Raw genomic sequence first — 20,560 nt, forward strand, 5'->3', positions numbered from 1 at the left:
CTCAGAGCGGAAACTTTGCATATTGGGTAAGTTTAACGTATTAAGTCTATATAATATATAGAGTATTAGGCAAAAGTAAGTCAAAACGTTTTTATTGCCAAAGAATTTTTATATTCGTTTTTAAATTTATTTACATGAAATCAATATTTACGGGAATTATTTGTTTGAGCTTCTTTGGTCTATTTGCTCAAAAGCCTACGATGGACATTCAAGGCGTGGAAGTGGTGAAGACTTCACACGTCTTAAACTTGGCCGGAAAGCCGTTGAATTACACGGCGTACACCGGTTACATGCACATGAAGGCGGATACGGGTAAGGTATTAGCCAAAATATTTTTCACCTATTATCAAAAAGATGGCGAGGATGCGGGCAAGCGTCCTGTGACGTTTACGTTTAATGGTGGCCCAGGTTCTGCATCCTTGTGGTTGCACATGGGGGGTGTCGGTCCGAAAAGGGTCCTTTTAAAGGATGACGGAACTGCGACTGCGCCTCCGTATACCTACGTCGATAATGAATATGGTTGGTTGGACAAAACGGATTTGGTGTTCATCGATCCGGTGTCAACGGGTTATTCACGTGCGGTGGGTCAGGATGCGAGTAAATACCATGGCTATGTGGAAGATATTGAGTCGATTGGTGCGTTTGTGCGCAACTTTTTGAGTCGCTATGAGCGCTGGGCATCGCCTAAGTTTTTAGCGGGTGAGAGTTATGGAACGACGCGTGCGGCGGGATTAGCGAAGCATTTGCAGGATCGTCATCGGATTTACATCAATGGGGTGATTTTGATTTCGGCCGTCTTGAATTTTGGCACGAACGATTATGCGGTGGGGAATGATTTACCTCGTGCGTTGTATGTGCCTTCGTATACGGCTGCGGCCTGGTATCACAAGAAATTGAGTCCGGCTTTACAGGCACGTCCTTTGGCGGACATTTTGAAGGAGTCTGAGGCTTGGTCAATTGGTGAATATGCTTCGGCCTTGATTAAGGGCGGATGGATGTCGGTGGCTGAAAAGGATGCGATCGCGGGTAAATTGGCCTACTGGACGGGACTTTCCAAAGAATTGTGTTTGCAATCCAACTTACGTGTGGATGAAAACCGTTTTTATAAATCCTTACGTCGGTCTGATGGTTTGTCGGTCGGTCGATTGGACGCTCGGTTTACCGGTCGGGACCTGGATGATGCGGGGGAGTATGTGGATTTTGATCCGTCATTTGCCAATATAGACGGCCCGTTTACCTCGACGATTAATGCGTATATGCAGAAGGAATTGAAGTTTAAGGAGGAGAAGGGCTATAATGTGTTTGGGGATGTGTATCCGTGGTCGTACAAGAATGTGCAGAATAAGTATTTGAATGTGGCGGAGAGTTTGCGGGATGCGATGGCGAAGAATCCGGCGTTGAAGGTGTATTTGGGCTGTGGCTATTATGACTTTGCGACACCGTATTTCACGGCATTGTATGACATTGAGCACATGTTTTTACGTCCGGAGCAGCGGAGCCGGGTGGACATTAAAATGTATGAGTCGGGCCACATGTATTACATTCACAAGCCGTCTTTGATTCAGTTCAAAAAGGATATGGATGGCTTTTTCGATTCGTCAAAATAAATTGATAACTTTGCCATCCCAATTAGAGGGGTGTCCGAGTGGTTTAAGGAGCACGCTTGGAAAGCGTGTGTAGGTCTCAAGCTTACCGAGGGTTCGAATCCCTTCCCCTCTACAAAGCCTTCCAGCGTTAGCTGGGAGGCTTTTTTGATTCTGTCGAGAGCCAAGCTTGCTTGGGCGAACGACGGAATTAAAAAATAATCACCATTCGTGAGCGAATGGTGACAGGCTTTGTGCAAGATGCCCTTTGCGGATGACAGCGAAGTGAAACGAAGCTGTCACTCCCTCCTCTATGAAGCTTTTCAGCGTGAGCTGGGAAGGCTTTTTTGTAAGGGACGAGTAAAGCGCTTGTGCGGTTGATTTGCCCATTGAAACTGTATGGAATTCGCGCATCGAAAAGGATAAGCTTTGTGCAAAAACTCCCTAGTTTAGACATTCAAAACTTTATTGATTGCGTAAATAAGCACTTTTAAAAAATTGCGTTATATTTATTTTTTAATCCTATATTTAATTTGTAAATGATCTTCTAATAGGCCAAATTAAATAGCTTAAAATTATTTAAATTATGTTTTCAATACAAAAAAATCAATTTCTTGAAATTTTATTTAAAAAGTCAGATTATATGAAATATTTCATATTAGGCATATTTTTATTAATTACACATTTATCATACTCGCAATTTTATTTTGGTTACAATAAAAGTGAATTAAAAAAGTATATTTTAGAAACAAATAAGGATGCTAAAATTATTGCAGAAGATAAAACTAGCATTTCGTATATGTTAACCGAGAGAAATACAATGGGAAGGATTTTTTTTTCAGAAGATAGTACAATCTCTAGCCAAGTATTACTTCCCAATGATTTACTTACTTTAAACAAATGGGTAAGTGGATTAAATGCTAGATATGCAATCGTGTCTAAAAATGAATGGACATGTTATTTTGAAGATAAAACTTACAAAATTAAACTTGCATTTAAGGATGGTTATTACTTGATTGTTGCCGGTGAAATAAAATAAATATGTTAATCTTATTTTAATTATTCGAATAGAGGAGTCTTTTCAAGATTTTACTTAATTATTTTGAATCTGTTATTTCCATAAATTCTAACTCAACAGAAAAAACTCTTGGATTCAATGGTATAGTGCTGAATTTAGCAATTAGTGGACCAGGAATCATATAATATAGGCTTAGAACACCATTTTCGTTTGTTTTCGAAGTAAGATATTTATTTATGCCTGTTTGCATACTTTTTTTCAAAGAAATGAAATGTTTCTCTGAAGATGTCGTGTATATAATTTTTTCACATTTATTTGAAAATAAGCTAGAGCAATTTTTAAAAAAATACTCGTTTAATGAATTACTGTCTGGCTTTTTAAACATCCAGGTAATTTGTTCCGATTTATCTGGATTTTTTTTAGAATTGGAATAAACGAATCCCCTATCATATAGAATAGTTGAGTTTTCGTCTGTATTTCCATTATATAAAATTTGTAAATCCTGGAAATTTAAATGCTGTGAATAACAGTATGGAGCTATTAAAATTATGCATAAAGTAATTATGTATTTTATATTATTAATTGACATGATGCTCGATATTTGATGTTAAAATAAATCCAGATTAAAGGTTTTATTACAAGTCTAACTTACCTATTGTAAACAGTCTTAAACCTAATTCATTTAATGAATATTTTATGTAAGGAAATGTAAAACACATTTGTTCATTTGGTTGAAGAGGTTGGTCTGATAAGTTACTAGAAACCCAATGAGAGGATGTACTATAAGTTTTACCTGGGATATAGTATGCATTATAATTAAACCCTGGAAATATTTCAATATTGAAATATTTTGTCTCCCATTTGGCCTTATAGTTTTTATATGACGATTCTTTTTCTTTTAATATCTGATCCTTATAAAGACGATAATAATTAATTTCTATTGTCGAGTCTTGTATCATTATGGGGTTCCCATATTTATTGATATAAAGATTAAAAATTTTATAGAATAATTCTTTGTTTAGATCTTGCTTAAAATATTTTATTCTATTTTTTGATGTCTTTTTCGGACTCATATTTATAGATTCCCCAGTATGGCCTAATAGCAATATAATTGAAGAAATATTGATGTTGTCTATTGATTCCGAATGAATTAATGCAGGATGTTCTGTTACATTGTTGAGTATCTTGAATTCTTCAAAGTTAAAAAGTTCTGTGTAATGAAAATTAATTAAATAGCTCTCAATTTTACCATTTGGAAGATTTTTATTCATCAACCAATTAGATGAAAAATTCTCTCTTTTAATACCCAAGCGTTTCAATTCATTTGAAAATGCATTTTTGGATTGCCCAATATGTATCTTTTCAATTGTTTCTAAACTTGTTAGTGGGAAATTAATTGAATTAGTTTGGCCCTTGCTATTAATATTGATAAATAAAATTGAAATAAGTGCTATAATAACAATTCTCATAAATAGCCTAATTAAATGTTATAATTTAATTGCATCCAAAATTTGTTTGAGCAATTACTTCGTCTTTTACTTTATTAAGTATGGCATCATTATCATTGAGATTAAAAATTATCTTATAGGTTGATGCATTACTTGAGGAGTTATAAATACTAGATGTTGCTGAACCATTTGGAGGTATGCCTTCCCAAAAATCTAGTTTTTCACTTGATGTTATTTTACCCCTACTATCGTAATATTCTATTCTACAAGTAAAATCATAAGCTGTTAAAAAGATATTACTTGCATTTGAAATTGTTACTTCACCGTGAGCATAACCATATTCTTTTTGTATGTTACTTGTTTTTTTTATTTTGGAATATAGGTCTTGTACTTTTAATTTAGTTTCAATCTCTAAATCATTTTTTAAGTTTTTATCGGTAATTATTAATCCCATTTTAACGTCATCCTCAGTGCCAGTTAAACAACCCTTCTTTTTTCCATAGTTTAAGACATTATTATAATATGCATAATTTATACCTTTGGATGACTTAATAAAAGCGTATCCATTCTCCTTAGCGATTAATAGATAAATTGGTATGTTTGTGGAGGGGTTTGGCTTATAAGAGGCAAAAATTTCAATTTCCCCCTCAGTATTTTTAGAGATGTTGTTTATTTCACAAATAGTATTGAATACGGTTCTTGAACCAATTATTCCAAATGAAGGGTAAATTTTTTCGAAATCTTCAGTGCTATTATTTTTTACAATTAACATATTAAAAAATTTCAAAGAGAGTACTTTCGCAGTTTCTTCGTCTAGAGTATTTCTCTTATAAACCCAAAAACTAATTAACATAACAGAAAGGAAGCCTACAAAAATCAATACGTACTTTAATTTGTTTATTTTAAAATTAGACGTTGAATCTTCAGACGATCTAGGTGCTTGATTTAATTGAGAAAATTCTAATTCTTTAAATTCAGACTTTGGAAACCAATTTGATTTGTCCTCTCTCAATATTAAAGTGTTAATTGGTAAATTCAGTTCCAATATCTCTCTTTGTGAATATGGACCTAATTTATTCAGGCCATCTAAGTAGTAATAGTTCATATTTAGATAAATCAACATTGACTAATAAATAATTTAAGCTTGATATTACTTATTTATAAATAATAATGTTTTTTCTAAAGTAGTTAAATTCACTTTGCTTTTCATTTAGTTTAATTAAATCAATTTTGAAGTATGTGTTAACATCATAAATCTCAATTTTTTTGGTAGCAGTACAGCTCTCATTTTCATTTGTTTTATGACATTCATCCCATTTGATAGTTGTTCGTAATTGGTCATAATATAATTTAATTATTTTTTTTCGCCAATTGCTACCATCTGATATTCACCCTGATAAGGGGTGCATAAATATTTAATAGCAATTTCAATACTATCTGATGTAACATGGTAATGATAGGTGTTACCTTTTCTAGTCAATTCACTAACATTATATTTATCATTTATGTCCGATTCGATAAATTGTGTTCTGTCCTCATCAAATTTTTTCAATACTGATACCGCCATTAATCTCTTCAGTCTATCTGTTTGGGATTTTCCTGTTGTATCAAATTTGAAAATTGTGTCGGTGCTGATATCATATTTTTCAAGAGCAGTATCCGTTTTGTCCTTGCATTTTGCAAATAGACTAATGATAAATGATGCCAATATCATTTGAAGTTTTTTCCCCATTTACCTACCTATAACTGGATGCACCACCCCCACCAAATCCACCAAGACCTATTATAAATCCTAGCCAATAAAAAAATCCCGAATTATTCTCAGCATAAATACCAATGTCAGCACCAAATAATTTGCCAATTAATGAAAAAACAAAAATTAAACCATGCCAAATTCCTGAAAAAAATCCTGATTCATCGCTAGAATAACCTTCTGAGGCGCATGAACTCAATAATGTGATTATTACAAACAATGAAAATGTTATTCTAAATGTTTTCATAAAAAATAGATAAGTATAATTTAATGTTTAAAATCAATTGCTGTTTTTACCATATAAATTATTTTTCATTCAATAAACTCCAAATTTTCCCAATCAACCAGGTACAACCTAAACATAATATAACCCAAAATCCGATAGAGTTAGTTGTAGCCATAGCCTCAACTGGCGCATTTAATACTCGATCCCAAACTTCATAGGTGTAAATTGAATTAAATATAAATGTTCCGATAATTATGCCAATTATTAAAATAATACATCCGGAATTTTCTCCTTCCTTCGACATTTTAAATCATTATTTGTTTGAAAATTTAATTACCACGGCTGCTTCGGCACATAAGTCTTATTCCCACTCCCATTAATGTAATACTGTCCTCCTTTAGGTCCCGTGTAGATTGTTTGACCTTGTCCGTAGCTTGATGCCCCAGTAGAATAATCTTGAGGTTTTGTGCCAATACTCCCGGTGTACGGATTGGTATTCCCATAGGTTGAGTAATTGTCAATGTTGGTATTGTTTGGTAGGGTGCGATTGTAGCCTTCAACGTAGGTACCTGTACTGGGTTTGATATAGCCTGGAACGTATTGATTTCTTGTTTGGGAAAATCCTGTAAAACCAATTAGGCAAATGGCGATTGTAAGAAGTGTTTTTTTCATTTTAGTAAATTTGATTCCAAGTTATTGGATATTGTGAATGGAAAATAAAAAATTTATTTAACGGTATTAATTTTTGGTGGTTGTTCATTTCTTGGGCAAATATCGACACTATTGGTACTGATTTTGAAAAGCTACAAGCTTGTAATACCCAAACTTGTAGCTTTCAGATCAATTAAAACCTCCTCAAATCCTCCCCCTTACCCTTCCGCTCCAGGTAATCAACCATCGAATTTGCCACCCGGTTAAAGACCGCGTCTTGCATGTCTTCTTTGGAGAAGGCGGCGCTATTTTCCTGGCGGATGTTCATCTTTTCGGCCATGTCGACGGCGTCGAGTGTGGCTCCTAGGAAGCTAAATGAATACTTGCCGCTGGCTTCTTTGGTCTTGATTAATTCTTGAATTTGGGCCAATGAAAAGAATCTGGAGACGTTCTCATAGCCATCGGTGAGGATGACGATGATGGCGGTGTCTCCCTCGTTTTCGAGTAATTGGTCCACCCGATTAATGCTGAGGCCGATGCCGTCCAATAAGGCCGTACCTCCGCTTGGTTGGTAATTAATTTGGTTGACGCTCGGGAGTTGGTCGACCGGTAAATTAGCAAAGCGAATATCTACCTCATTGCTAAATACGGTTAAACCTACGCGGATATCCTGGTCGGGGAATTCCTGTGCAATGGCTTTGATTTTTTTGTTTTGGGATTCAAGGCCGCTTAAGGTCGCGTCCACACAATCACACATCGATCCGCTTTGGTCTAATACGAAATGGTAAATGGTTTTTTGCTTGTTCATGGTAGTAAATTTTGATTGTTAAATTTTCTTTATACCCATTAATACCCAAATCGGGAAAACGTCACCCCCTTTTTTAAAATTTTTTATTCCCGTGATTTTACCTAATTTCCGACCAACAATTTTTAAGCTTTGGCCAAATCCTACGACCAGTCGAATCAGTATTACCTCGGCCTTTTTCGAGCCAATCGAAGGCGTGGCATCGATGTGATTTATTTGGATCATAAACAGTATTTTATCCAATACCTAGCGCAGTTTTATCCCATTTATTCGGATTTGGATATGATTTATACGGATGCGGTGTTAGTCCTGATTGAAAATTTAGGTCGTTCCTCGTTCCAATTGACCTGTACCATACAGACGTATTTGAATGCGATAGGAAAGAACCAATTGTTCAAGAAGATTAATCGAGAACCTGAAGTTTCCACCTTACCAGAGGGATTTGATTGCGGTGATTGGTTGGAGGATATCGAACTCGATGGAATTTCCCCAGCAGAGTATGCAATTTTCAAAAAGGTCTTCAAACAAATGGCGGAGGCGCGTTCGAAATGTTACCAAATATTCCAGCGGGTTTATTACCAGGGTCAAGCGATGAAGGAAATTGCGCTGGAATTGGGCTATAGTTCTGAGGCGAATGCACGCCAACAAAAGTATAAGTGCCTCTTGCGTTTAAAGGAGAATATAGATAAACAGTTAAAGAAATGATGCGCCCCATAGATGAATTAATGGCTTTTTATGCGTTTAGGCAAGTAAAAACACGTCGAATTCGCCGCCCTCGTTTATCAGCGGAGGCGCAAGCGTTAGCTGCAGAATTTGAGGCATTGATTACTGAATCCACCACGCTTGCTACGTTGGTATTGTATTTTAAGTCCCGTTTTGATGAATCGGATGTAGCCAAATTGTATGAGCTTTATCTGCAATCGACTTTTGAAATTTTAGAAAATGCGAGCTTGGTTGATATGGATGTCGATCTTGCGTTTGAACAAAAAGTAAGCCAGTTCACTCGCTTGCAGGAAAGGGAGCAAATGAGGAAGCGCTTTAATCAGCTGGAGGAGGAAGTATTGATGTCCTCGAATGATGCGAGAGAGCCTGAATTTCAAGAAAATCGCTTACATGAAGAGCTCATGCCAACTGAAAATAAATCGGATGGTGGTTGTTTGTGGCAAATTGTGTTGACGATTATTTCACTCAGCATCGTTTCCTTGCTAATTCGTTTCCTTTGGTTATTCTTCAAAGCTTGATTTAACAGCTAAGTAAGTAAGTAAGTGTAACATCGGATTAAGTGCTACATATCATCCAGTTTGCTTTGGCCTATACCGTTAAATAAATAGGGCCTCAGTTGATTTGCAGATAAAATTTATTTCAATACTTTTATTTTTATACCTATTAACCGATGAAGTCAACCATTCTTTTTTTTGTTCTTTTTGCCATATCATTTATTAGTTTTTCCCAAACGACTCCATTCAAAAAATATACTCCTTGTGCGTTTGCCATAGAACTGCCTATAGATATGCAAATGTCAAAAATGTATAGTGATGCGAGTGCGGATTATTGCGATTTTCAAGTAAAAATGCGCGATGGATATCCAATCATGGAATTGCATGCTTTATTGAGTTCAAGATTTGAATTTGGTACCATTAAGGAAGCATATAAAGCAGCTTTGGCATCTTCAGAATTGAATATTACCTATAAGGCACAAATAGGCAATTTCTTTGTTATTTCTGGGTATAACCCCCAAAATGGCAATATCGTTTATTGGAAAAGGGTAATGGGGCGCTCTTATGTAAGTGATATGCAGATCGAGTACAATCGATCAAGAAAGGATTTAATAGAAAGAAATTTGGGAAGAATTGCCAAATCATTTCAAAGTAAATAATAGCTACGGTGATAGCCGAAAAGCACCTAAAAATCGGGGCGAATTCTGAAAAGCCAAATGAGTAGGATGAATAAAAAATACAAGACATTATGAAAGGCTTATTGATTGTTTTGACTGTTTTCATGCTAGGCAATGTTGCTTATGCGCAGAAAAGAATTGGTTTTAAAAATAAGATGATTAAAGAGTTGAATTTAAATATTGGCAATATGAATTTTGTTGAGGAATTCAAGCCAGATTTTCCCTCAATTTGGACCGATTTTAATCCTGAAAGCGAGGAATTTAAATTCACAGGTTATTATACATTAGACCCCAAAACATTCGGAAGTGAGAATCAAGTTTTAAATGGAGAAGTAAAGTTAATTCGATTTCAAATGCAGGTCGATGAAGAAGCAACACTGCACATGAAAGAAGAATTAACCTTTAATTATAGAAATGGCGAGATGAATGGTCCCATTTTCTATTCTAGGTATTTTGCAGAAAATAAAGGAGAATCTGAAGAATCACAATTAGTTAACGCAAAATGGAAAAAAGACATAGGTTTGTCAGCTTCCTTTAATTATGATGAAGGTATTTATAAAAATATAAACTATTTAGAAACACGGGAGTTTGACCGTACCAAATTCATCATTACACAAGGTGAAGGGTACTACATTTCTTTAGAATATTTTAGTACTGTTATAGGTATAAATACAGCTAGTCCAAATGAAAAGCCTGTCTTTCGGAAGTTAAAGTATTAATCCACTTCCAGTGTATAGACCATTTTTGAAGCTTAACGCCGAGTAGATGATGGAATACACTAATGTCAACCCTTTAAAGAACAATCGATAAACGTATGAAATATATACTAGTACTAATCGTATCATTAGGCCCCTTAGTTCGAAAATGTGCTCAAGAAGGATCGGAGTTAGCAGCACAAAGAGCAGGCAGTAAGATATCTCAGCAAGGCTCAAAAGCGGCTATTCGTAATTCAGATGATATAATCGCACGGGTTGCAGCAAGGTCTACCATTCTGGTGAATCGAGAACTGCATAAAAAGAATCAATATGTGACTTATGTTGATAGCACTAAGACGTTTATTGTCGATAATGTAAATACGAGCAAATGAAATCAATAAGTAAACTATCGTTTATACTCATGATCTCTATGTTGATTTGGGGATGTGAAGATAAGTCAACTGCAGATGTGAATTCGCCCGATGTTAAAGTTAGCCGAGATGTAGAGTCGGTTAGGATTTTCAGATTTGACTCAGGCAGGTATCTCTTGGCTTCGAATTATAATAAAAGAAAAGGTAGCTTTTATTCCGCTTTTTCTGATGAAACATCTTCAACCAATAGTTCAGATTCAACGAATCTCCCCGACGTTAACATAGGTGAATATGACTATATCAACATCAAATTTTTGGATAAGGGCAAAGTTGATTTGATTAGGAAGTACTATACCATTTCAAAAGATACCACGTTTAACATCAAGTTAAACTGGGTAACTCATTGTGAGATACTAGCGGGATCAAAAGCTCTTTTTGAGCAGGGAGGTGATATAAAGTTAAAATCGCTCAACACAGAAGAATATGATTCCAGTTATTCTATTTTGAATAAAGTGATGTATTCCAAGAAGCTCAATTTTAATCCTGAAAAGTCTAAATCTGTATATAAAACAAATGGTTTGGAAATTACGTGTAACAAGCAAACCATTACTTGGAAATCGAAATCAACGTGGACAGCGGAATTTTTTTATGATCCTGAATTAAGGGAAAAATATAGGGAATAATTTCTTAGGTTAAATGGAGCCAATTTCCGCGCTTATTAACCCACCTAATTTAATTTTACATGCTGGGCAAAAGTCTTTCAATAGATTTAGGTGGTCTTTCCCTTTAGCATCTCTCATGTAGCAGCCTTCATTGGGACAGTGATTTAAACCTTGTGTGTGACCGATTTCGTGTAGCGTTAATTTGTAGAGCTTTTCTAATTTATTTTTTCCTTTTATCCGAAACGTGGAAACAATGCAGGATTGTTTTTCCTTCCTCCCTAATCCAAATATTCCCCAGTATTTGCCTTTCCCATTCAACGTAGCACATATGTCCTTTGTGGTAAATCCGACAGTCACATAACCGGGTTTTGTTCCCCGGCTCAAATAATTAATGAGGCTATCCGCTACGTAGCGATTATATGTTTTTATAAACCCACTTTTAGGAATTTCAATGGGTTTATTGATTTGTATTTTTGGAAATGATTTACGCAATTTTTTCTCAACATAGGTTAATGATTTCACAGGAAATCCTGTAAAAGGCTGCAAAATTACGGTGGGCGGTGCCTGTAGCGTATCACTAGTTCCAAATGGATAGCACGAGATGGTCAATAAGCCAATGAATACATATAGTGCTATTCGTAATCTGCTCATGCGATTTAAGCCTAATTTCTACTGAAGCGAGAATCTCCAAAGCCCAAAATAGGCAAAAAGATGAATGGTAGAAATACGATTCCAACGGTAAAGGCCTCTGTTTTTCCAAATTTTTTGACCATCAAATTCGTTCCCCAGATTGAAAAGACTAAGCCAACGTAAGGAATACAGGCAAGAAGTCCCCACCACCAGGGCTTATCCGCAATTTTCATAATAATTATCAGATGGTAAACGGGAATAATGGCTGCCCAACCTGGCTCTCCCGCTTTTTCAAAAATTTTCCAAAGCGAAATGATCGGGAGAAACAAGAAAGGAATTAGCACAATTAGTAAAAGAATAATCTCACCAAAGCCAATACTGTTCATAAATAACAGATTTAATAGTTGCATAATTTTTAGATTTAGGTTAATAGAGTAGGTAATATATTAGTTAAATAGGTAAACAAGCGAAATAATTATTAAACGGTTCATTGTCCTATTCGCTTCCTTTCTCCTCGGCTTCCGTGTATATAATAATGCTTCGCTAATTCCTTGCCTAATACTCGTTCAAAATGCCCTTTAATCTTGGATAATTTTTCTGAAGCGGAATTATTTAATGCATTGCACATATCATCAATTGACTGCCGCATTTCCTCTAGTGAACCCAAGGAGGAAATGTTCGCATAAATATCTTGCAATTCGGTTTTGTACTCTACCAAACTTGTCAGATGAATACCTTCTGGATAACGCATATACAAGAGATACAAGGTTTTCTCCAAGGGCGTCATGCGAATTTCCAAGTTTCCATAGGCCGGAATCACCAGGTTATATTCGCTCGTCACCACCAATGGGCTTGGTTCAATGTGCTGCCGCATGTTTTGCGCAAAAAGCATCTTAATCCGTAACGATTCAAGCAATTCAAATACGTGATTCATTTCCGGGGGACTGAGCTTCTTCGCGAGTAGTTCCATGCAGTTCGGGCAAATGTCTGCCGTACGCATTTTCAGGATTACCTCACGTTTGTTTTGGCAAAAATCATTCACGCAGCCCACGGGTTCTTTATGTAAAATATGCGCCAATTCGCGCTCTGATTGCACCATTTGATGCTGTAACATCAAGGCCAAAATATGGTAGGCCACCGGTAATTCAGCCGGGCAATGAATAAAACGCTCCCAATCGCCTGCATGGACAAAACCATTACGTGGATTTACTGGATCTAAATAACCAAAGAAATTTCGCTCGTTCGGTTTTTCCGTGATGACAAAAATGAAAGTGTCTGACTCAATAGCAATATTTTCACGCGCCGATTGGCAAATTTCAAAAAGATCTTTCCACGCGAGAATAGGCTTGTCGGGCAATGGGAGGGGTTCTCCTTGCCCGACAAATACATTCATTCCGGCTATGGCTTGCAATAATTGATGTACCCTATCAAAGGTTTCATGATTTACATCTTCCCCACGAAATAGTGTCGCTTTCATGCCTATTTTTTATCATATAATTCATCCAAGGATTCGCCTCGACGTTTTTTATCTAAGTAATGATCCATGGAATCCGATAGTTTGTTCCAAACATCTTTTTGCATGGCTGCCTTATCAAATGCCATCGCATTTTGGCGTTTAATATTCATTTGTTCAGCCATGTAGACAGCATCTAAGGTTGCACCAAGGTAAGAAAATGTCCAGCGCCCCGTAGCCTCTTTACTTGAAATTAACTCACGAATCTGTTGCAAGGTAAAAATTTGAGATGCATTTTCATATCCATCCGTTAAAATGATGATGACCGCGGAATCTTCAGGTGATTTCATTTGGCGTTCCACACTTTGGATGGTGGTACCGATGGCATCCAATAAAGCCGTATTTCCATTTGGGCGATATGTGGGGATGGTTTGGGCAATCATTTGCCGGACTGTTAAATGTTCAAAAATCGGATTTACCGAGCTGCTGAAAAAAGTTAATCCAGCACGAATGTCCTGCTCTGGAAATTTGACAGCCAATTCCAATATTTTGTTGCGCTGTTCCATCAATCCATTCACGGTTTGATTGATGCAATCCGACATTGATCCACTTTCATCTGCAATGATGTGGTAGAAGGTTTTGGGCTTATCGTCCTTGATTACGTGAATGTATATATGATCTGGATAAGCACCTCCAAAAACATATTCCGTCACTGGACATAACCATAAGATGTGGCCATTGCGATCTGCTTTATAATACGCACCGGTATCCACCGGGGCATGGCCCACGGCATCCAATAGTTCCTGATCTTTTCCCATCCCTATTTTCTTTAAGGCATACGTTTGGTCCGCATAGGGCGCCGTCTCGATATGTACTATTACCTCGGTTCCGTTGTTAGACAGTTGCTCTAAAAAGGTGTCGGCCCCTGCGACCATCATTAAGTTGGCCTTCGTTCCTAAACCCGCCTCTAAATATGCTGGAAGATCAATATACCAGATTCCTGCTTCTTTGTAAAAGCGATGGGTCATGGACTGTGGATTTGCTTGTTCGTTTTTCATGTCGTTTTTTGTTTTGGTTGAAAACTTGACACAAAGTTGGTGCATGAATCACTTGCCGACCGAAAATTACAAGCTTGTAGGAGGGGAAAATTAGGTTAATAATTATCTATAATAACTTGTTTGTTAATAAGTTATGATTTAGGAATTTTGTTATAGAATGTAACTTCTTGTGAATTAAGATTTTTTTACTCAATTTGAAATAAGAACTTTCAACGTTAGTATGCAAAAAGAATTTTATCTAGACGGTCAAATTTTCTCTGAGGGGGAAACTGTTCACTTTATTGATTGTACAAGTAGAGGAAGTGGACAAATCTTATTGAACGATACGCATAAAGCATGCGTAGAATGTGTCATGGGGACTTTAAGCCGAAAAGTAGGTAAATGGATATATTATTATAAAGCTGGAAACAAAAAAATGGAAGGAACGTATGCTGTATTAGATCTTTTAGGCATACCCAATGTACGCCACGGAATTTGGAACATTTACCACGAGGATGGTAGCCTTTTTCAGCAAATAGCTTTTGAATGTGGAGAAGTTAGGGAGATTCATTTTTTTGACATGAATGGAGAAATTGTCTAGCAAAATAGCTAAACTTTTCACCTATGCATTACTTCTTCTCCTCCTGTAATCTAACCATGAATATCGGCCCAAATTTTCCACTGCTTATACGTGGAGTATGCCATATATTCTTTTTATCCCGGTAATAGATTTCCGAGATTGTGCCATCCAAGTACAAGGCATAGGAGCAATGTAATTCGTCTTTGAAAAAAGTCGCAAAATCATGGAAGGTGATTTCGGTTTCCGAAATCGCAAAGACAATTTGGCCTTTGTCATTAATCCCCACCCCATTGCGAACATTCGTATTTTTAGAGGTAGCGGAGAATTTATCGTGGATTTTGTTGTCAATCACCAGCATAGGTCCCGACTGGGTTGCTAGTAATAAACCTTTCGGATCAATTTTCTTCTCTAAGAAATCCTTTGTGGTATGAATACTTGGATTATTTTTTTTGTCTATGGTAAAAATCCCGTTCGGATATAGATAGAAGTTCCCATTTTTAGGGGTTGTTATTGAGGTATCCAAATCTTGTTTGATTTCGCCAGCTGAAATGGTCAGACCCACCGCATTGAAATTGGGTTGAAACATCCCCGCATTCATTAATACATACCCGTCTTCCTTTGTCTTACCTACAATCGATTCAAAACTATTGGCTTGTTTGATACTCGGAATAAGCGAGATCGTGTTAATGTCCGAAACAATTAGGTATTTGATTTGATATTTAGCTTGATATTCAACTGATTTAAATTGCGCATTTTCCTTTACTCCTTTAGGTATTCCTTTTGGGAAAAGCAATAAAGTGCTATCAATTTCAGTATTTTCAACCGTCTTTTTCGCCTTTTTATCAAACTTGAACGCACTAACGTTATAAAAATTCTTGAAATGCTTAAAATCATTATCAAGCATGTAATTGGATAGTGCAAAATAAAGACCCAGAAAGAAGATCGGAAAATTAAACATTATTGATAGTAGTAAACAATTAGGTTAATCGCCTCTTTAATGGGCTTAACACCGCTAAAATTCGAATTTGCCAACTTGTCCCCTGTTTTCGGATGGTAAGTTTCCAAAGCGTTTTGAGCTCCGGTATCTAAATTGATCAAAAATGAAATTTCTTTCAGGTTTTCATTCGCTTTCAAGTAATCCAAGGCATACTTACTGCCCTCGAGAATCGTGGAATTAAATGGTAGGTTGATAATGTATTGAACCGTCTCATTGTTGTTGTTAATACCAGCGGCTAAGAAACGACGATAATCTTTGAACGAATTCGCATTTTGGCCTACTAATAAACTTCCCTTGTAAGCAAACAAGTGAGTTTGGAAAATCGTTGCTTTGACATCCGTCGCCCATTTATAAAAGAGGTTCTTATCCAATGCATTGCTCAAGTTAAGATTGAGTGGATTGCCACTCGCATCCTTCACACTGATCGTTTTATTTTTCAGGTTTTCTACTGCAATACGTCCTGATGAGTAAATCAAGGCCAAAGCGTCCAATTTGTCATCCGTCGTTTTATTGATAACATTTCCGTTATCAATGCAAATTCCCACCGGTCTTGCGGTCGTCTTATCTCGATTGTTTTTGTCTGGATAGTAATAGTAAGTACCGCTCGAAACCAAGATCAGTTTCTTGTTAAACGCCCATTCGCTGAATCGCTGATAGACCGACAAGCTTGAATTCGCATCTTTGGAGGCAAAATATTTAACCTTAACACGCTGGTTGGTCATGTTTAACTTAACCACCCCAAACGGATTTCCATTGATTTCTTTAAAATCAAACTTGACAAGTTTTTGGTCGTACTGACCAAACAGGGTAATTGAAATATTTAGAAATAAAAAAGACAAGAAAAAAAGTCTCATAATTAAGATTTAATTGAAATTTTAGATGATATGATTTTAATTAAACTCACTAGGCCAAGAATTGTTAATAGGATAACAAATCCTATCATCAGCTTGAGTTTGATGGATGATTTATTCCAGGTGGTGTTAATCAAATGAAAATAATCTTCTTCGAGTAAGGTCTTCACAAACTTATCTGCTGACGATTCTTTCCGGTTTATACCCACTTTTGCTTCGATACACCGTTGCGATAAATACTGGTATCCAAATTGGCTCGATAATGCTGAATTTGATTTTTGGTAAAACTCCAATTGTTTCGCTGCATTATTAAAGTGCATATCAGCAATACTACTCAAATAGAGCGCTTCTGCAGGGAAATAATTGGCTGCATACGCAAAATTGTAGCCCTGATTAATGAGTTGGTTTATCGCCTCAGGCGAGTAAGCCTTCGTAGAGTCAAAATTCTCAACAGCAGGCGTGAAAACGGTTTCAATAATTTCGCGATATACCCCCATCGTATCTTTATTCTGTTTGCGTTTCAGAATTTCATTCGCCGTGTAAAGGAGGCCTTTGGGATTATTTAAGCCGACATTTTTCGTAAAGTAGGCGCGATTAATGGTCGTATCTGTACTACCTACAACATTTTGCGACTCCGAGACACTAATTTCTGATGGGATGGGGTCGTTGTTTACGGATGTAAAAGCCACCTTTAGTAAAAAGAAGCTATTGACTGCCAATACAATTCCTAACAAAATGAGTAAAATGCGAGAGGTTTTAGGGCTCATAATTAATCTCTTTTGATGCCTATCAATTCGTAATCAAAAGATGCATTAGAACCTTTTAATAATACGGTGGAGCCAGGATTACTAAGGATGACATTCACACAGCTTTCGCAACCGGTCGCCTTAGGGCCGAAATAAAGTCCAATTTTACTGATGTTGCTATTGTTTGCAACAAAATCGCATTTGAAGGTAAGTTTCTTCAAATCTAGGTTCAAGTTGACAGGCGTCAAATCACTCAAGATCATCAATTCACTCGATGCCTGCTTAATTTTTTGACTTAAGTCGGAAATGGATGTTCCTTTTACTGTAAACCCTTTGATGACTTTATTTACCTTGCTCGTTGAAGCGGCGTTAGAAGGGCTCTTACTCCCCCCAGTTATATTGTCCTCCGGAATATATTCGTCGGTTTCCTCTGGCTCAGGTTCAACGGTTTTTGTTACGATTTTTTGTTTTTGTGTCGTAGCTTTTTGCGTTGGCTTAGGAGCCTGCACTTCTTCTTTTTCTGTTTCTATTTCTTCTTCTTCTTCTTCAGCAACTTCTGCGGCTGGTGCCGGGGTTACCGATTTCTTTTTGGATTTCTTGGTATACATTTTTCCCCCAGTCGTTTCAGCAGGTGCGTCCTCTACTTCAGCACCGGGCTTGATCGCATCTGCTGCTGGTTTGCTACTTTCTGCTGGTCTACTATTTTCAACTGGTTTGCGTGGCGCGGCACTTCCTGAACTAAATGCATCCAATTTTGTAGAGAAGTCTCCCTCAATTTGCAAATCGGCAAAACTTATTTCAAACATGTATTTTCCTGGAGTCAGGCTACGCAAGCTTTTATTGATGTTGTTCGCAGGAATATTGATCACCTTCGCATCTTTTTTCTGTACCAAGGCAACATCAACATTCCACATGGAATTAGCTGGCCCTTCTAGATCAAAACTGATTTCAATGGCACCCTTGTCCAAATTGTATGCGGTGGTGACATTGGAAGTTTGAGCCATCGTTTGAAAACTTAAACCCAACATGATTATGATTAAGGCCGCGATCGGCTCAAGTGTTTTTAGTATACTATTTTTCATATGCGTATTCTTAATTTTATATATCAAACAGAATATTAGTGCAAGATACGAGTTACACAGGCTATTTGTTTTAGCTAGGGGATGATATTTATTAAATGGTATGTTAAAATTATTCTAAAATAGAATTACCGTTTAATAATTTTTCAGTCTTTTTGAACGCTATTTTTCTTAATATTGACCTTGTATCAATAATCTACACGATGAAATTTAGCTGGATAATAAATAAACATACCCTTCTTGTAAGTCTCTTATTTGCCGTTGTTGCAAAATCTATTGCCCAAAATCCCATACCGCAGGCAAGTAAATATTCAAGAAGCAGTGTTACGCCGATTTATATTCGACACAGCGGGTCTGACTTGAGTCTATATAATTATGTAGATTCAGCAAAATTGTCAGACAAATATGACCAAAACATTATCGGGAATAATACCATGGATGTGGTCTTTAAGATGATTTCAGATACCCGTTTGAAGTATTATGAATTAAAAGATCGGCAGAAAAACATCAAGACAATGTCGAAAGATGAAATTGTTGCCTTGGATAAGAGTCTGGGTGAAGTTTCTAAGCAATTAGCGTTTGAAGACTCCATTCGTGGATTTCAAATTGTTGCAAAGCTTCGTGCATCCAAAATTCCTAACCGGGTTTTGTCTAATTTGTTAATTGACAACAAATTAGGATACATGACCTTAGCTAAATTAGAAGAGCGTGCGCTGTATGATGCGACGGATTCTGATGTTATGCAAGCCAAAAGCTCCGCTCGTCAAATGTCCTCGATTAAAGATCGGGCAGTGTCCATGTTGGAAAATGTCTATTTCTGGGTTTATGATTCCAATGAATATAAAATTACCAGCGATGAAAAGGATTCACGGTTAAAAACCCACACCTTACGTGGAGGCGTGTATTTGGTTAAGTTGGACATGGAAACCTTGAACAAAAATGGCCAATTTGAAAATTTGATTTTCCAGGAATTTAGTACGTCCAAACTAAAGGCATTCAAAGATTTCAACTTTCCCGTAAAGGTTATATTCCGCAAGGATTTTTATACGTCAACGTCCAACTATTCGGTAGATTATGGTGGTTCACTTTTAAAGAGCTTAGGAAAGGAAAAAAGTTCAGAGGTTAAGTACATCTTTAAAGAAGATGCTGAGATTCAAAAGGAACTTGTAAGTGGGACGGTTACTGACGCTAATGAAACATTTACTGCGAATTATGAGCCTTTCCGTGTTAAATCATCTGTTTTTGCTACCAGCCCCATTCGTGTAAAAATAGGGATGAAGGAAGATCTTGAAATAGATCATTTATTCAAAGTATCGGAATTACAACTGGATAAAGCCGGTAACCCTTTTGAAAAAAATGTGGGTTGGTTACGTGTTCAGAAAGTTAGTGATAATCGCAAAAAGGCAGATGGCAAAATGGAGCCGTCGGTATTTTACAAAGTATTCTCCAAAGGTGTAGATAAAGGCATGAAGGTGCAATACTTTCATGAAACTGGACTTGTTGTAGGGGCCTCCTTTAATGCATTGCCTGATAATATTTTCAGTGGCCCGATGGTGAACATCGATTACATTACTAATTTATATCCAGGCGTTCGTGTTGGGTTGAATTTTGGTGGATTTACGGAATTGAAAAGTCCGAAGATTACCTTACCCGTTTTAGATGATGCATTTGGCAGTGGAAGTGATTTAAGTTTCAAAGGGCGAAATATTCTGGGAGAATTAACGGTACAGAAAATTATTCAATTTAATATGTTGGAATTAACGCCTTATGTTGGCGGTTATTTCAGTTCTACACGTATGACTGAATTAACAATTGGCGGTGTTAAACTCGATAATCCATTATATCTTCCCGAGTTAATTAAATTCGCTTATAATGAATATGGTGGTCTTGCGGGTTTAAAATTTGGTGTTAACTTTGGTAAGTATACCCAGTTGAATCTAGGCTATAAAGTCGGATTTACCTTGGTGAGTGAATTGAAAAATGACGATGATAAAGAAGGAATTACCATACCGGGAAGTTTATTCAATAGTCCATCTAATTTCTCAATTGGTCTTCGTTTTGCAGGATTTTAATTCGTAAAC

At 36.6% G+C, this 20,560-nt stretch carries 26 protein-coding genes and 1 tRNA gene; 11 read left to right on the plus strand and 16 right to left on the minus strand.

The genetic code is table 11. From position 1 onward, the window contains the following. Positions 1-134: 134 nt before the first annotated feature. From ACIQZ2_RS05350 to ACIQZ2_RS05360, 3 genes are all read left to right on the plus strand, one after another. Positions 135-1,607: a S10 family peptidase gene (locus ACIQZ2_RS05350; protein ID WP_395767816.1), complete on the plus strand. Its 1,473-nt coding sequence runs from the start codon at positions 135-137 to the stop codon at positions 1,605-1,607. 24 nt (positions 1,608-1,631) lie between these two features. After that, positions 1,632-1,719, plus strand: a tRNA-Ser gene (locus tag ACIQZ2_RS05355). Positions 1,720-2,169: 450 nt separating this feature from the next. After that, positions 2,170-2,622, plus strand: coding sequence for a hypothetical protein (locus ACIQZ2_RS05360; RefSeq protein ID WP_395767817.1), 453 nt, complete (start codon positions 2,170-2,172; stop codon positions 2,620-2,622). Between the two features lie 58 nt (positions 2,623-2,680). Here ACIQZ2_RS05360 and ACIQZ2_RS05365 read toward each other — a convergent pair whose 3' ends face one another. The 8 genes from ACIQZ2_RS05365 to ACIQZ2_RS05400 all read right to left on the minus strand — a co-directional run bounded on the left by ACIQZ2_RS05365 (position 2,681) and on the right by ACIQZ2_RS05400 (position 7,487). Continuing rightward, positions 2,681-3,190, minus strand: a complete 510-nt coding sequence (locus ACIQZ2_RS05365; protein WP_395767818.1) for a hypothetical protein — start codon at positions 3,188-3,190, stop codon at positions 2,681-2,683. Positions 3,191-3,236: 46 nt separating this feature from the next. Then, positions 3,237-4,070, minus strand: a complete 834-nt coding sequence (locus ACIQZ2_RS05370) for a hypothetical protein (RefSeq protein WP_395767819.1) — start codon at positions 4,068-4,070, stop codon at positions 3,237-3,239. Positions 4,071-4,095: 25 nt separating this feature from the next. Beyond that, entirely contained in the window at positions 4,096-5,154 is a 1,059-nt protein-coding gene (locus ACIQZ2_RS05375; protein ID WP_395767820.1) for a hypothetical protein, read from the minus strand. 249 nt (positions 5,155-5,403) lie between these two features. After that, positions 5,404-5,781, minus strand: a complete 378-nt coding sequence (locus ACIQZ2_RS05380; protein WP_395767821.1) for a hypothetical protein — start codon at positions 5,779-5,781, stop codon at positions 5,404-5,406. Positions 5,782-5,785: 4 nt separating this feature from the next. Further along, a complete protein-coding gene (locus ACIQZ2_RS05385) occupies positions 5,786-6,049 on the minus strand; it encodes a hypothetical protein (protein WP_395767822.1) in 264 nt (87 codons plus the stop codon). Positions 6,050-6,107: 58 nt separating this feature from the next. Further along, positions 6,108-6,332, minus strand: a complete 225-nt coding sequence (locus ACIQZ2_RS05390) for a hypothetical protein (RefSeq protein ID WP_395767823.1) — start codon at positions 6,330-6,332, stop codon at positions 6,108-6,110. A gap of 29 nt (positions 6,333-6,361) precedes the next feature. Next, positions 6,362-6,700, minus strand: a complete 339-nt coding sequence (locus ACIQZ2_RS05395; RefSeq protein WP_395767824.1) for a hypothetical protein — start codon at positions 6,698-6,700, stop codon at positions 6,362-6,364. A gap of 172 nt (positions 6,701-6,872) precedes the next feature. Continuing rightward, a complete protein-coding gene (locus tag ACIQZ2_RS05400) occupies positions 6,873-7,487 on the minus strand; it encodes a VWA domain-containing protein (protein ID WP_395767825.1) in 615 nt (204 codons plus the stop codon). 129 nt (positions 7,488-7,616) lie between these two features. Here ACIQZ2_RS05400 and ACIQZ2_RS05405 point away from each other — a divergent pair, with 129 nt between their 5' ends. From ACIQZ2_RS05405 to ACIQZ2_RS05430, 6 genes are all read left to right on the plus strand, one after another. Next, positions 7,617-8,189, plus strand: a complete 573-nt coding sequence (locus ACIQZ2_RS05405) for a hypothetical protein (RefSeq protein WP_395767826.1) — start codon at positions 7,617-7,619, stop codon at positions 8,187-8,189. Next, positions 8,186-8,725: a hypothetical protein gene (locus tag ACIQZ2_RS05410; protein WP_395767827.1), complete on the plus strand. Its 540-nt coding sequence runs from the start codon at positions 8,186-8,188 to the stop codon at positions 8,723-8,725. The genes ACIQZ2_RS05405 and ACIQZ2_RS05410 overlap by 4 nt, the downstream gene beginning before the upstream one ends. Before the next feature lie 275 nt (positions 8,726-9,000). Beyond that, on the plus strand, positions 9,001-9,360 hold the full coding sequence (locus ACIQZ2_RS05415; protein WP_395767828.1) for a hypothetical protein: 360 nt from the start codon (positions 9,001-9,003) through the stop codon (positions 9,358-9,360). 89 nt (positions 9,361-9,449) lie between these two features. Next, on the plus strand, positions 9,450-10,097 hold the full coding sequence (locus ACIQZ2_RS05420; RefSeq protein WP_395767829.1) for a hypothetical protein: 648 nt from the start codon (positions 9,450-9,452) through the stop codon (positions 10,095-10,097). 95 nt (positions 10,098-10,192) lie between these two features. Beyond that, a complete protein-coding gene (locus tag ACIQZ2_RS05425; RefSeq protein WP_395767830.1) occupies positions 10,193-10,465 on the plus strand; it encodes a hypothetical protein in 273 nt (90 codons plus the stop codon). Next, positions 10,462-11,127, plus strand: a complete 666-nt coding sequence (locus tag ACIQZ2_RS05430; RefSeq protein WP_395767831.1) for a hypothetical protein — start codon at positions 10,462-10,464, stop codon at positions 11,125-11,127. Before ACIQZ2_RS05425 ends, ACIQZ2_RS05430 begins: the two co-directional genes overlap by 4 nt. A 9-nt stretch (positions 11,128-11,136) precedes the next feature. Here the strand turns inward: ACIQZ2_RS05430 and ACIQZ2_RS05435 are convergent, their stop codons facing one another. From ACIQZ2_RS05435 to ACIQZ2_RS05450, 4 genes are all read right to left on the minus strand, one after another. Beyond that, on the minus strand, positions 11,137-11,757 hold the full coding sequence (locus tag ACIQZ2_RS05435) for a hypothetical protein (protein ID WP_395767832.1): 621 nt from the start codon (positions 11,755-11,757) through the stop codon (positions 11,137-11,139). An 11-nt stretch (positions 11,758-11,768) separates the two neighbouring features. Further along, complete coding sequence (locus ACIQZ2_RS05440; RefSeq protein ID WP_395767833.1) at positions 11,769-12,122, minus strand: DUF5684 domain-containing protein; 354 nt, start codon at positions 12,120-12,122, stop codon at positions 11,769-11,771. A gap of 101 nt (positions 12,123-12,223) precedes the next feature. After that, complete coding sequence (locus tag ACIQZ2_RS05445) at positions 12,224-13,213, minus strand: hypothetical protein (RefSeq protein ID WP_395767834.1); 990 nt, start codon at positions 13,211-13,213, stop codon at positions 12,224-12,226. A 2-nt stretch (positions 13,214-13,215) separates the two neighbouring features. After that, positions 13,216-14,247 carry a DUF6717 family protein gene (locus ACIQZ2_RS05450; RefSeq protein WP_395767835.1) on the minus strand — a complete coding sequence of 344 codons (1,032 nt, stop codon included), beginning with the start codon at positions 14,245-14,247 and terminating at the stop codon, positions 13,216-13,218. 220 nt (positions 14,248-14,467) lie between these two features. Between ACIQZ2_RS05450 and ACIQZ2_RS05455 the strand changes: the two genes are divergently transcribed. Then, complete coding sequence (locus tag ACIQZ2_RS05455; protein ID WP_395767836.1) at positions 14,468-14,827, plus strand: hypothetical protein; 360 nt, start codon at positions 14,468-14,470, stop codon at positions 14,825-14,827. 28 nt (positions 14,828-14,855) lie between these two features. Here ACIQZ2_RS05455 and ACIQZ2_RS05460 read toward each other — a convergent pair whose 3' ends face one another. From ACIQZ2_RS05460 to ACIQZ2_RS05475, 4 genes are read right to left on the minus strand one after another with little or no spacing between them, the layout of a single operon-like run. Beyond that, complete coding sequence (locus ACIQZ2_RS05460; protein WP_395767837.1) at positions 14,856-15,710, minus strand: phosphodiester glycosidase family protein; 855 nt, start codon at positions 15,708-15,710, stop codon at positions 14,856-14,858. 53 nt (positions 15,711-15,763) lie between these two features. Continuing rightward, the gene (locus ACIQZ2_RS05465; protein WP_395767838.1) at positions 15,764-16,657 is read right to left on the minus strand and encodes a hypothetical protein; all 894 of its coding nucleotides are present in this window, start codon (positions 16,655-16,657) and stop codon (positions 15,764-15,766) included. Between the two features lie 2 nt (positions 16,658-16,659). After that, positions 16,660-17,421 carry a hypothetical protein gene (locus ACIQZ2_RS05470; protein WP_395767839.1) on the minus strand — a complete coding sequence of 254 codons (762 nt, stop codon included), beginning with the start codon at positions 17,419-17,421 and terminating at the stop codon, positions 16,660-16,662. Positions 17,422-17,423: 2 nt separating this feature from the next. Further along, entirely contained in the window at positions 17,424-18,482 is a 1,059-nt protein-coding gene (locus ACIQZ2_RS05475; protein ID WP_395767840.1) for a hypothetical protein, read from the minus strand. Between the two features lie 356 nt (positions 18,483-18,838). On the opposite strand from ACIQZ2_RS05475, the gene ACIQZ2_RS05480 reads away from it, so the two are divergent. After that, entirely contained in the window at positions 18,839-20,551 is a 1,713-nt protein-coding gene (locus ACIQZ2_RS05480; RefSeq protein ID WP_395767841.1) for a hypothetical protein, read from the plus strand. Positions 20,552-20,560 lie beyond the last annotated feature (9 nt).

The organism is Aquirufa sp. (assembly GCF_044342065.1).
Classification (GTDB): domain Bacteria; phylum Bacteroidota; class Bacteroidia; order Cytophagales; family Spirosomataceae; genus Aquirufa.

Excerpts from the sequence above, each read along its gene's own strand:
- ACIQZ2_RS05350 (WP_395767816.1), top strand. The coding sequence starts at position 135 with ATGAAATCAATATTTACGGGAATTATTTGTTTGAGCTTCTTTGGTCTA.
- ACIQZ2_RS05360 (WP_395767817.1), top strand. The coding sequence starts at position 2,170 with ATGTTTTCAATACAAAAAAATCAATTTCTTGAAATTTTATTTAAAAAG.
- ACIQZ2_RS05365 (WP_395767818.1), bottom strand. The coding sequence starts at position 3,190 with ATGTCAATTAATAATATAAAATACATAATTACTTTATGCATAATTTTA.
- ACIQZ2_RS05370 (WP_395767819.1), bottom strand. The coding sequence starts at position 4,070 with ATGAGAATTGTTATTATAGCACTTATTTCAATTTTATTTATCAATATT.
- ACIQZ2_RS05375 (WP_395767820.1), bottom strand. The coding sequence starts at position 5,154 with ATGAACTATTACTACTTAGATGGCCTGAATAAATTAGGTCCATATTCA.
- ACIQZ2_RS05380 (WP_395767821.1), bottom strand. The coding sequence starts at position 5,781 with ATGGGGAAAAAACTTCAAATGATATTGGCATCATTTATCATTAGTCTA.
- ACIQZ2_RS05385 (WP_395767822.1), bottom strand. The coding sequence starts at position 6,049 with ATGAAAACATTTAGAATAACATTTTCATTGTTTGTAATAATCACATTA.
- ACIQZ2_RS05390 (WP_395767823.1), bottom strand. The coding sequence starts at position 6,332 with ATGTCGAAGGAAGGAGAAAATTCCGGATGTATTATTTTAATAATTGGC.
- ACIQZ2_RS05395 (WP_395767824.1), bottom strand. The coding sequence starts at position 6,700 with ATGAAAAAAACACTTCTTACAATCGCCATTTGCCTAATTGGTTTTACA.
- ACIQZ2_RS05400 (WP_395767825.1), bottom strand. The coding sequence starts at position 7,487 with ATGAACAAGCAAAAAACCATTTACCATTTCGTATTAGACCAAAGCGGA.
- ACIQZ2_RS05410 (WP_395767827.1), top strand. The coding sequence starts at position 8,186 with ATGATGCGCCCCATAGATGAATTAATGGCTTTTTATGCGTTTAGGCAA.
- ACIQZ2_RS05415 (WP_395767828.1), top strand. The coding sequence starts at position 9,001 with ATGTCAAAAATGTATAGTGATGCGAGTGCGGATTATTGCGATTTTCAA.
- ACIQZ2_RS05420 (WP_395767829.1), top strand. The coding sequence starts at position 9,450 with ATGAAAGGCTTATTGATTGTTTTGACTGTTTTCATGCTAGGCAATGTT.
- ACIQZ2_RS05425 (WP_395767830.1), top strand. The coding sequence starts at position 10,193 with ATGAAATATATACTAGTACTAATCGTATCATTAGGCCCCTTAGTTCGA.
- ACIQZ2_RS05430 (WP_395767831.1), top strand. The coding sequence starts at position 10,462 with ATGAAATCAATAAGTAAACTATCGTTTATACTCATGATCTCTATGTTG.
- ACIQZ2_RS05435 (WP_395767832.1), bottom strand. The coding sequence starts at position 11,757 with ATGAGCAGATTACGAATAGCACTATATGTATTCATTGGCTTATTGACC.
- ACIQZ2_RS05440 (WP_395767833.1), bottom strand. The coding sequence starts at position 12,122 with ATGAACAGTATTGGCTTTGGTGAGATTATTCTTTTACTAATTGTGCTA.
- ACIQZ2_RS05445 (WP_395767834.1), bottom strand. The coding sequence starts at position 13,213 with ATGAAAGCGACACTATTTCGTGGGGAAGATGTAAATCATGAAACCTTT.
- ACIQZ2_RS05450 (WP_395767835.1), bottom strand. The coding sequence starts at position 14,247 with ATGAAAAACGAACAAGCAAATCCACAGTCCATGACCCATCGCTTTTAC.
- ACIQZ2_RS05455 (WP_395767836.1), top strand. The coding sequence starts at position 14,468 with ATGCAAAAAGAATTTTATCTAGACGGTCAAATTTTCTCTGAGGGGGAA.
- ACIQZ2_RS05460 (WP_395767837.1), bottom strand. The coding sequence starts at position 15,710 with ATGCTTGATAATGATTTTAAGCATTTCAAGAATTTTTATAACGTTAGT.
- ACIQZ2_RS05465 (WP_395767838.1), bottom strand. The coding sequence starts at position 16,657 with ATGAGACTTTTTTTCTTGTCTTTTTTATTTCTAAATATTTCAATTACC.
- ACIQZ2_RS05470 (WP_395767839.1), bottom strand. The coding sequence starts at position 17,421 with ATGAGCCCTAAAACCTCTCGCATTTTACTCATTTTGTTAGGAATTGTA.
- ACIQZ2_RS05475 (WP_395767840.1), bottom strand. The coding sequence starts at position 18,482 with ATGAAAAATAGTATACTAAAAACACTTGAGCCGATCGCGGCCTTAATC.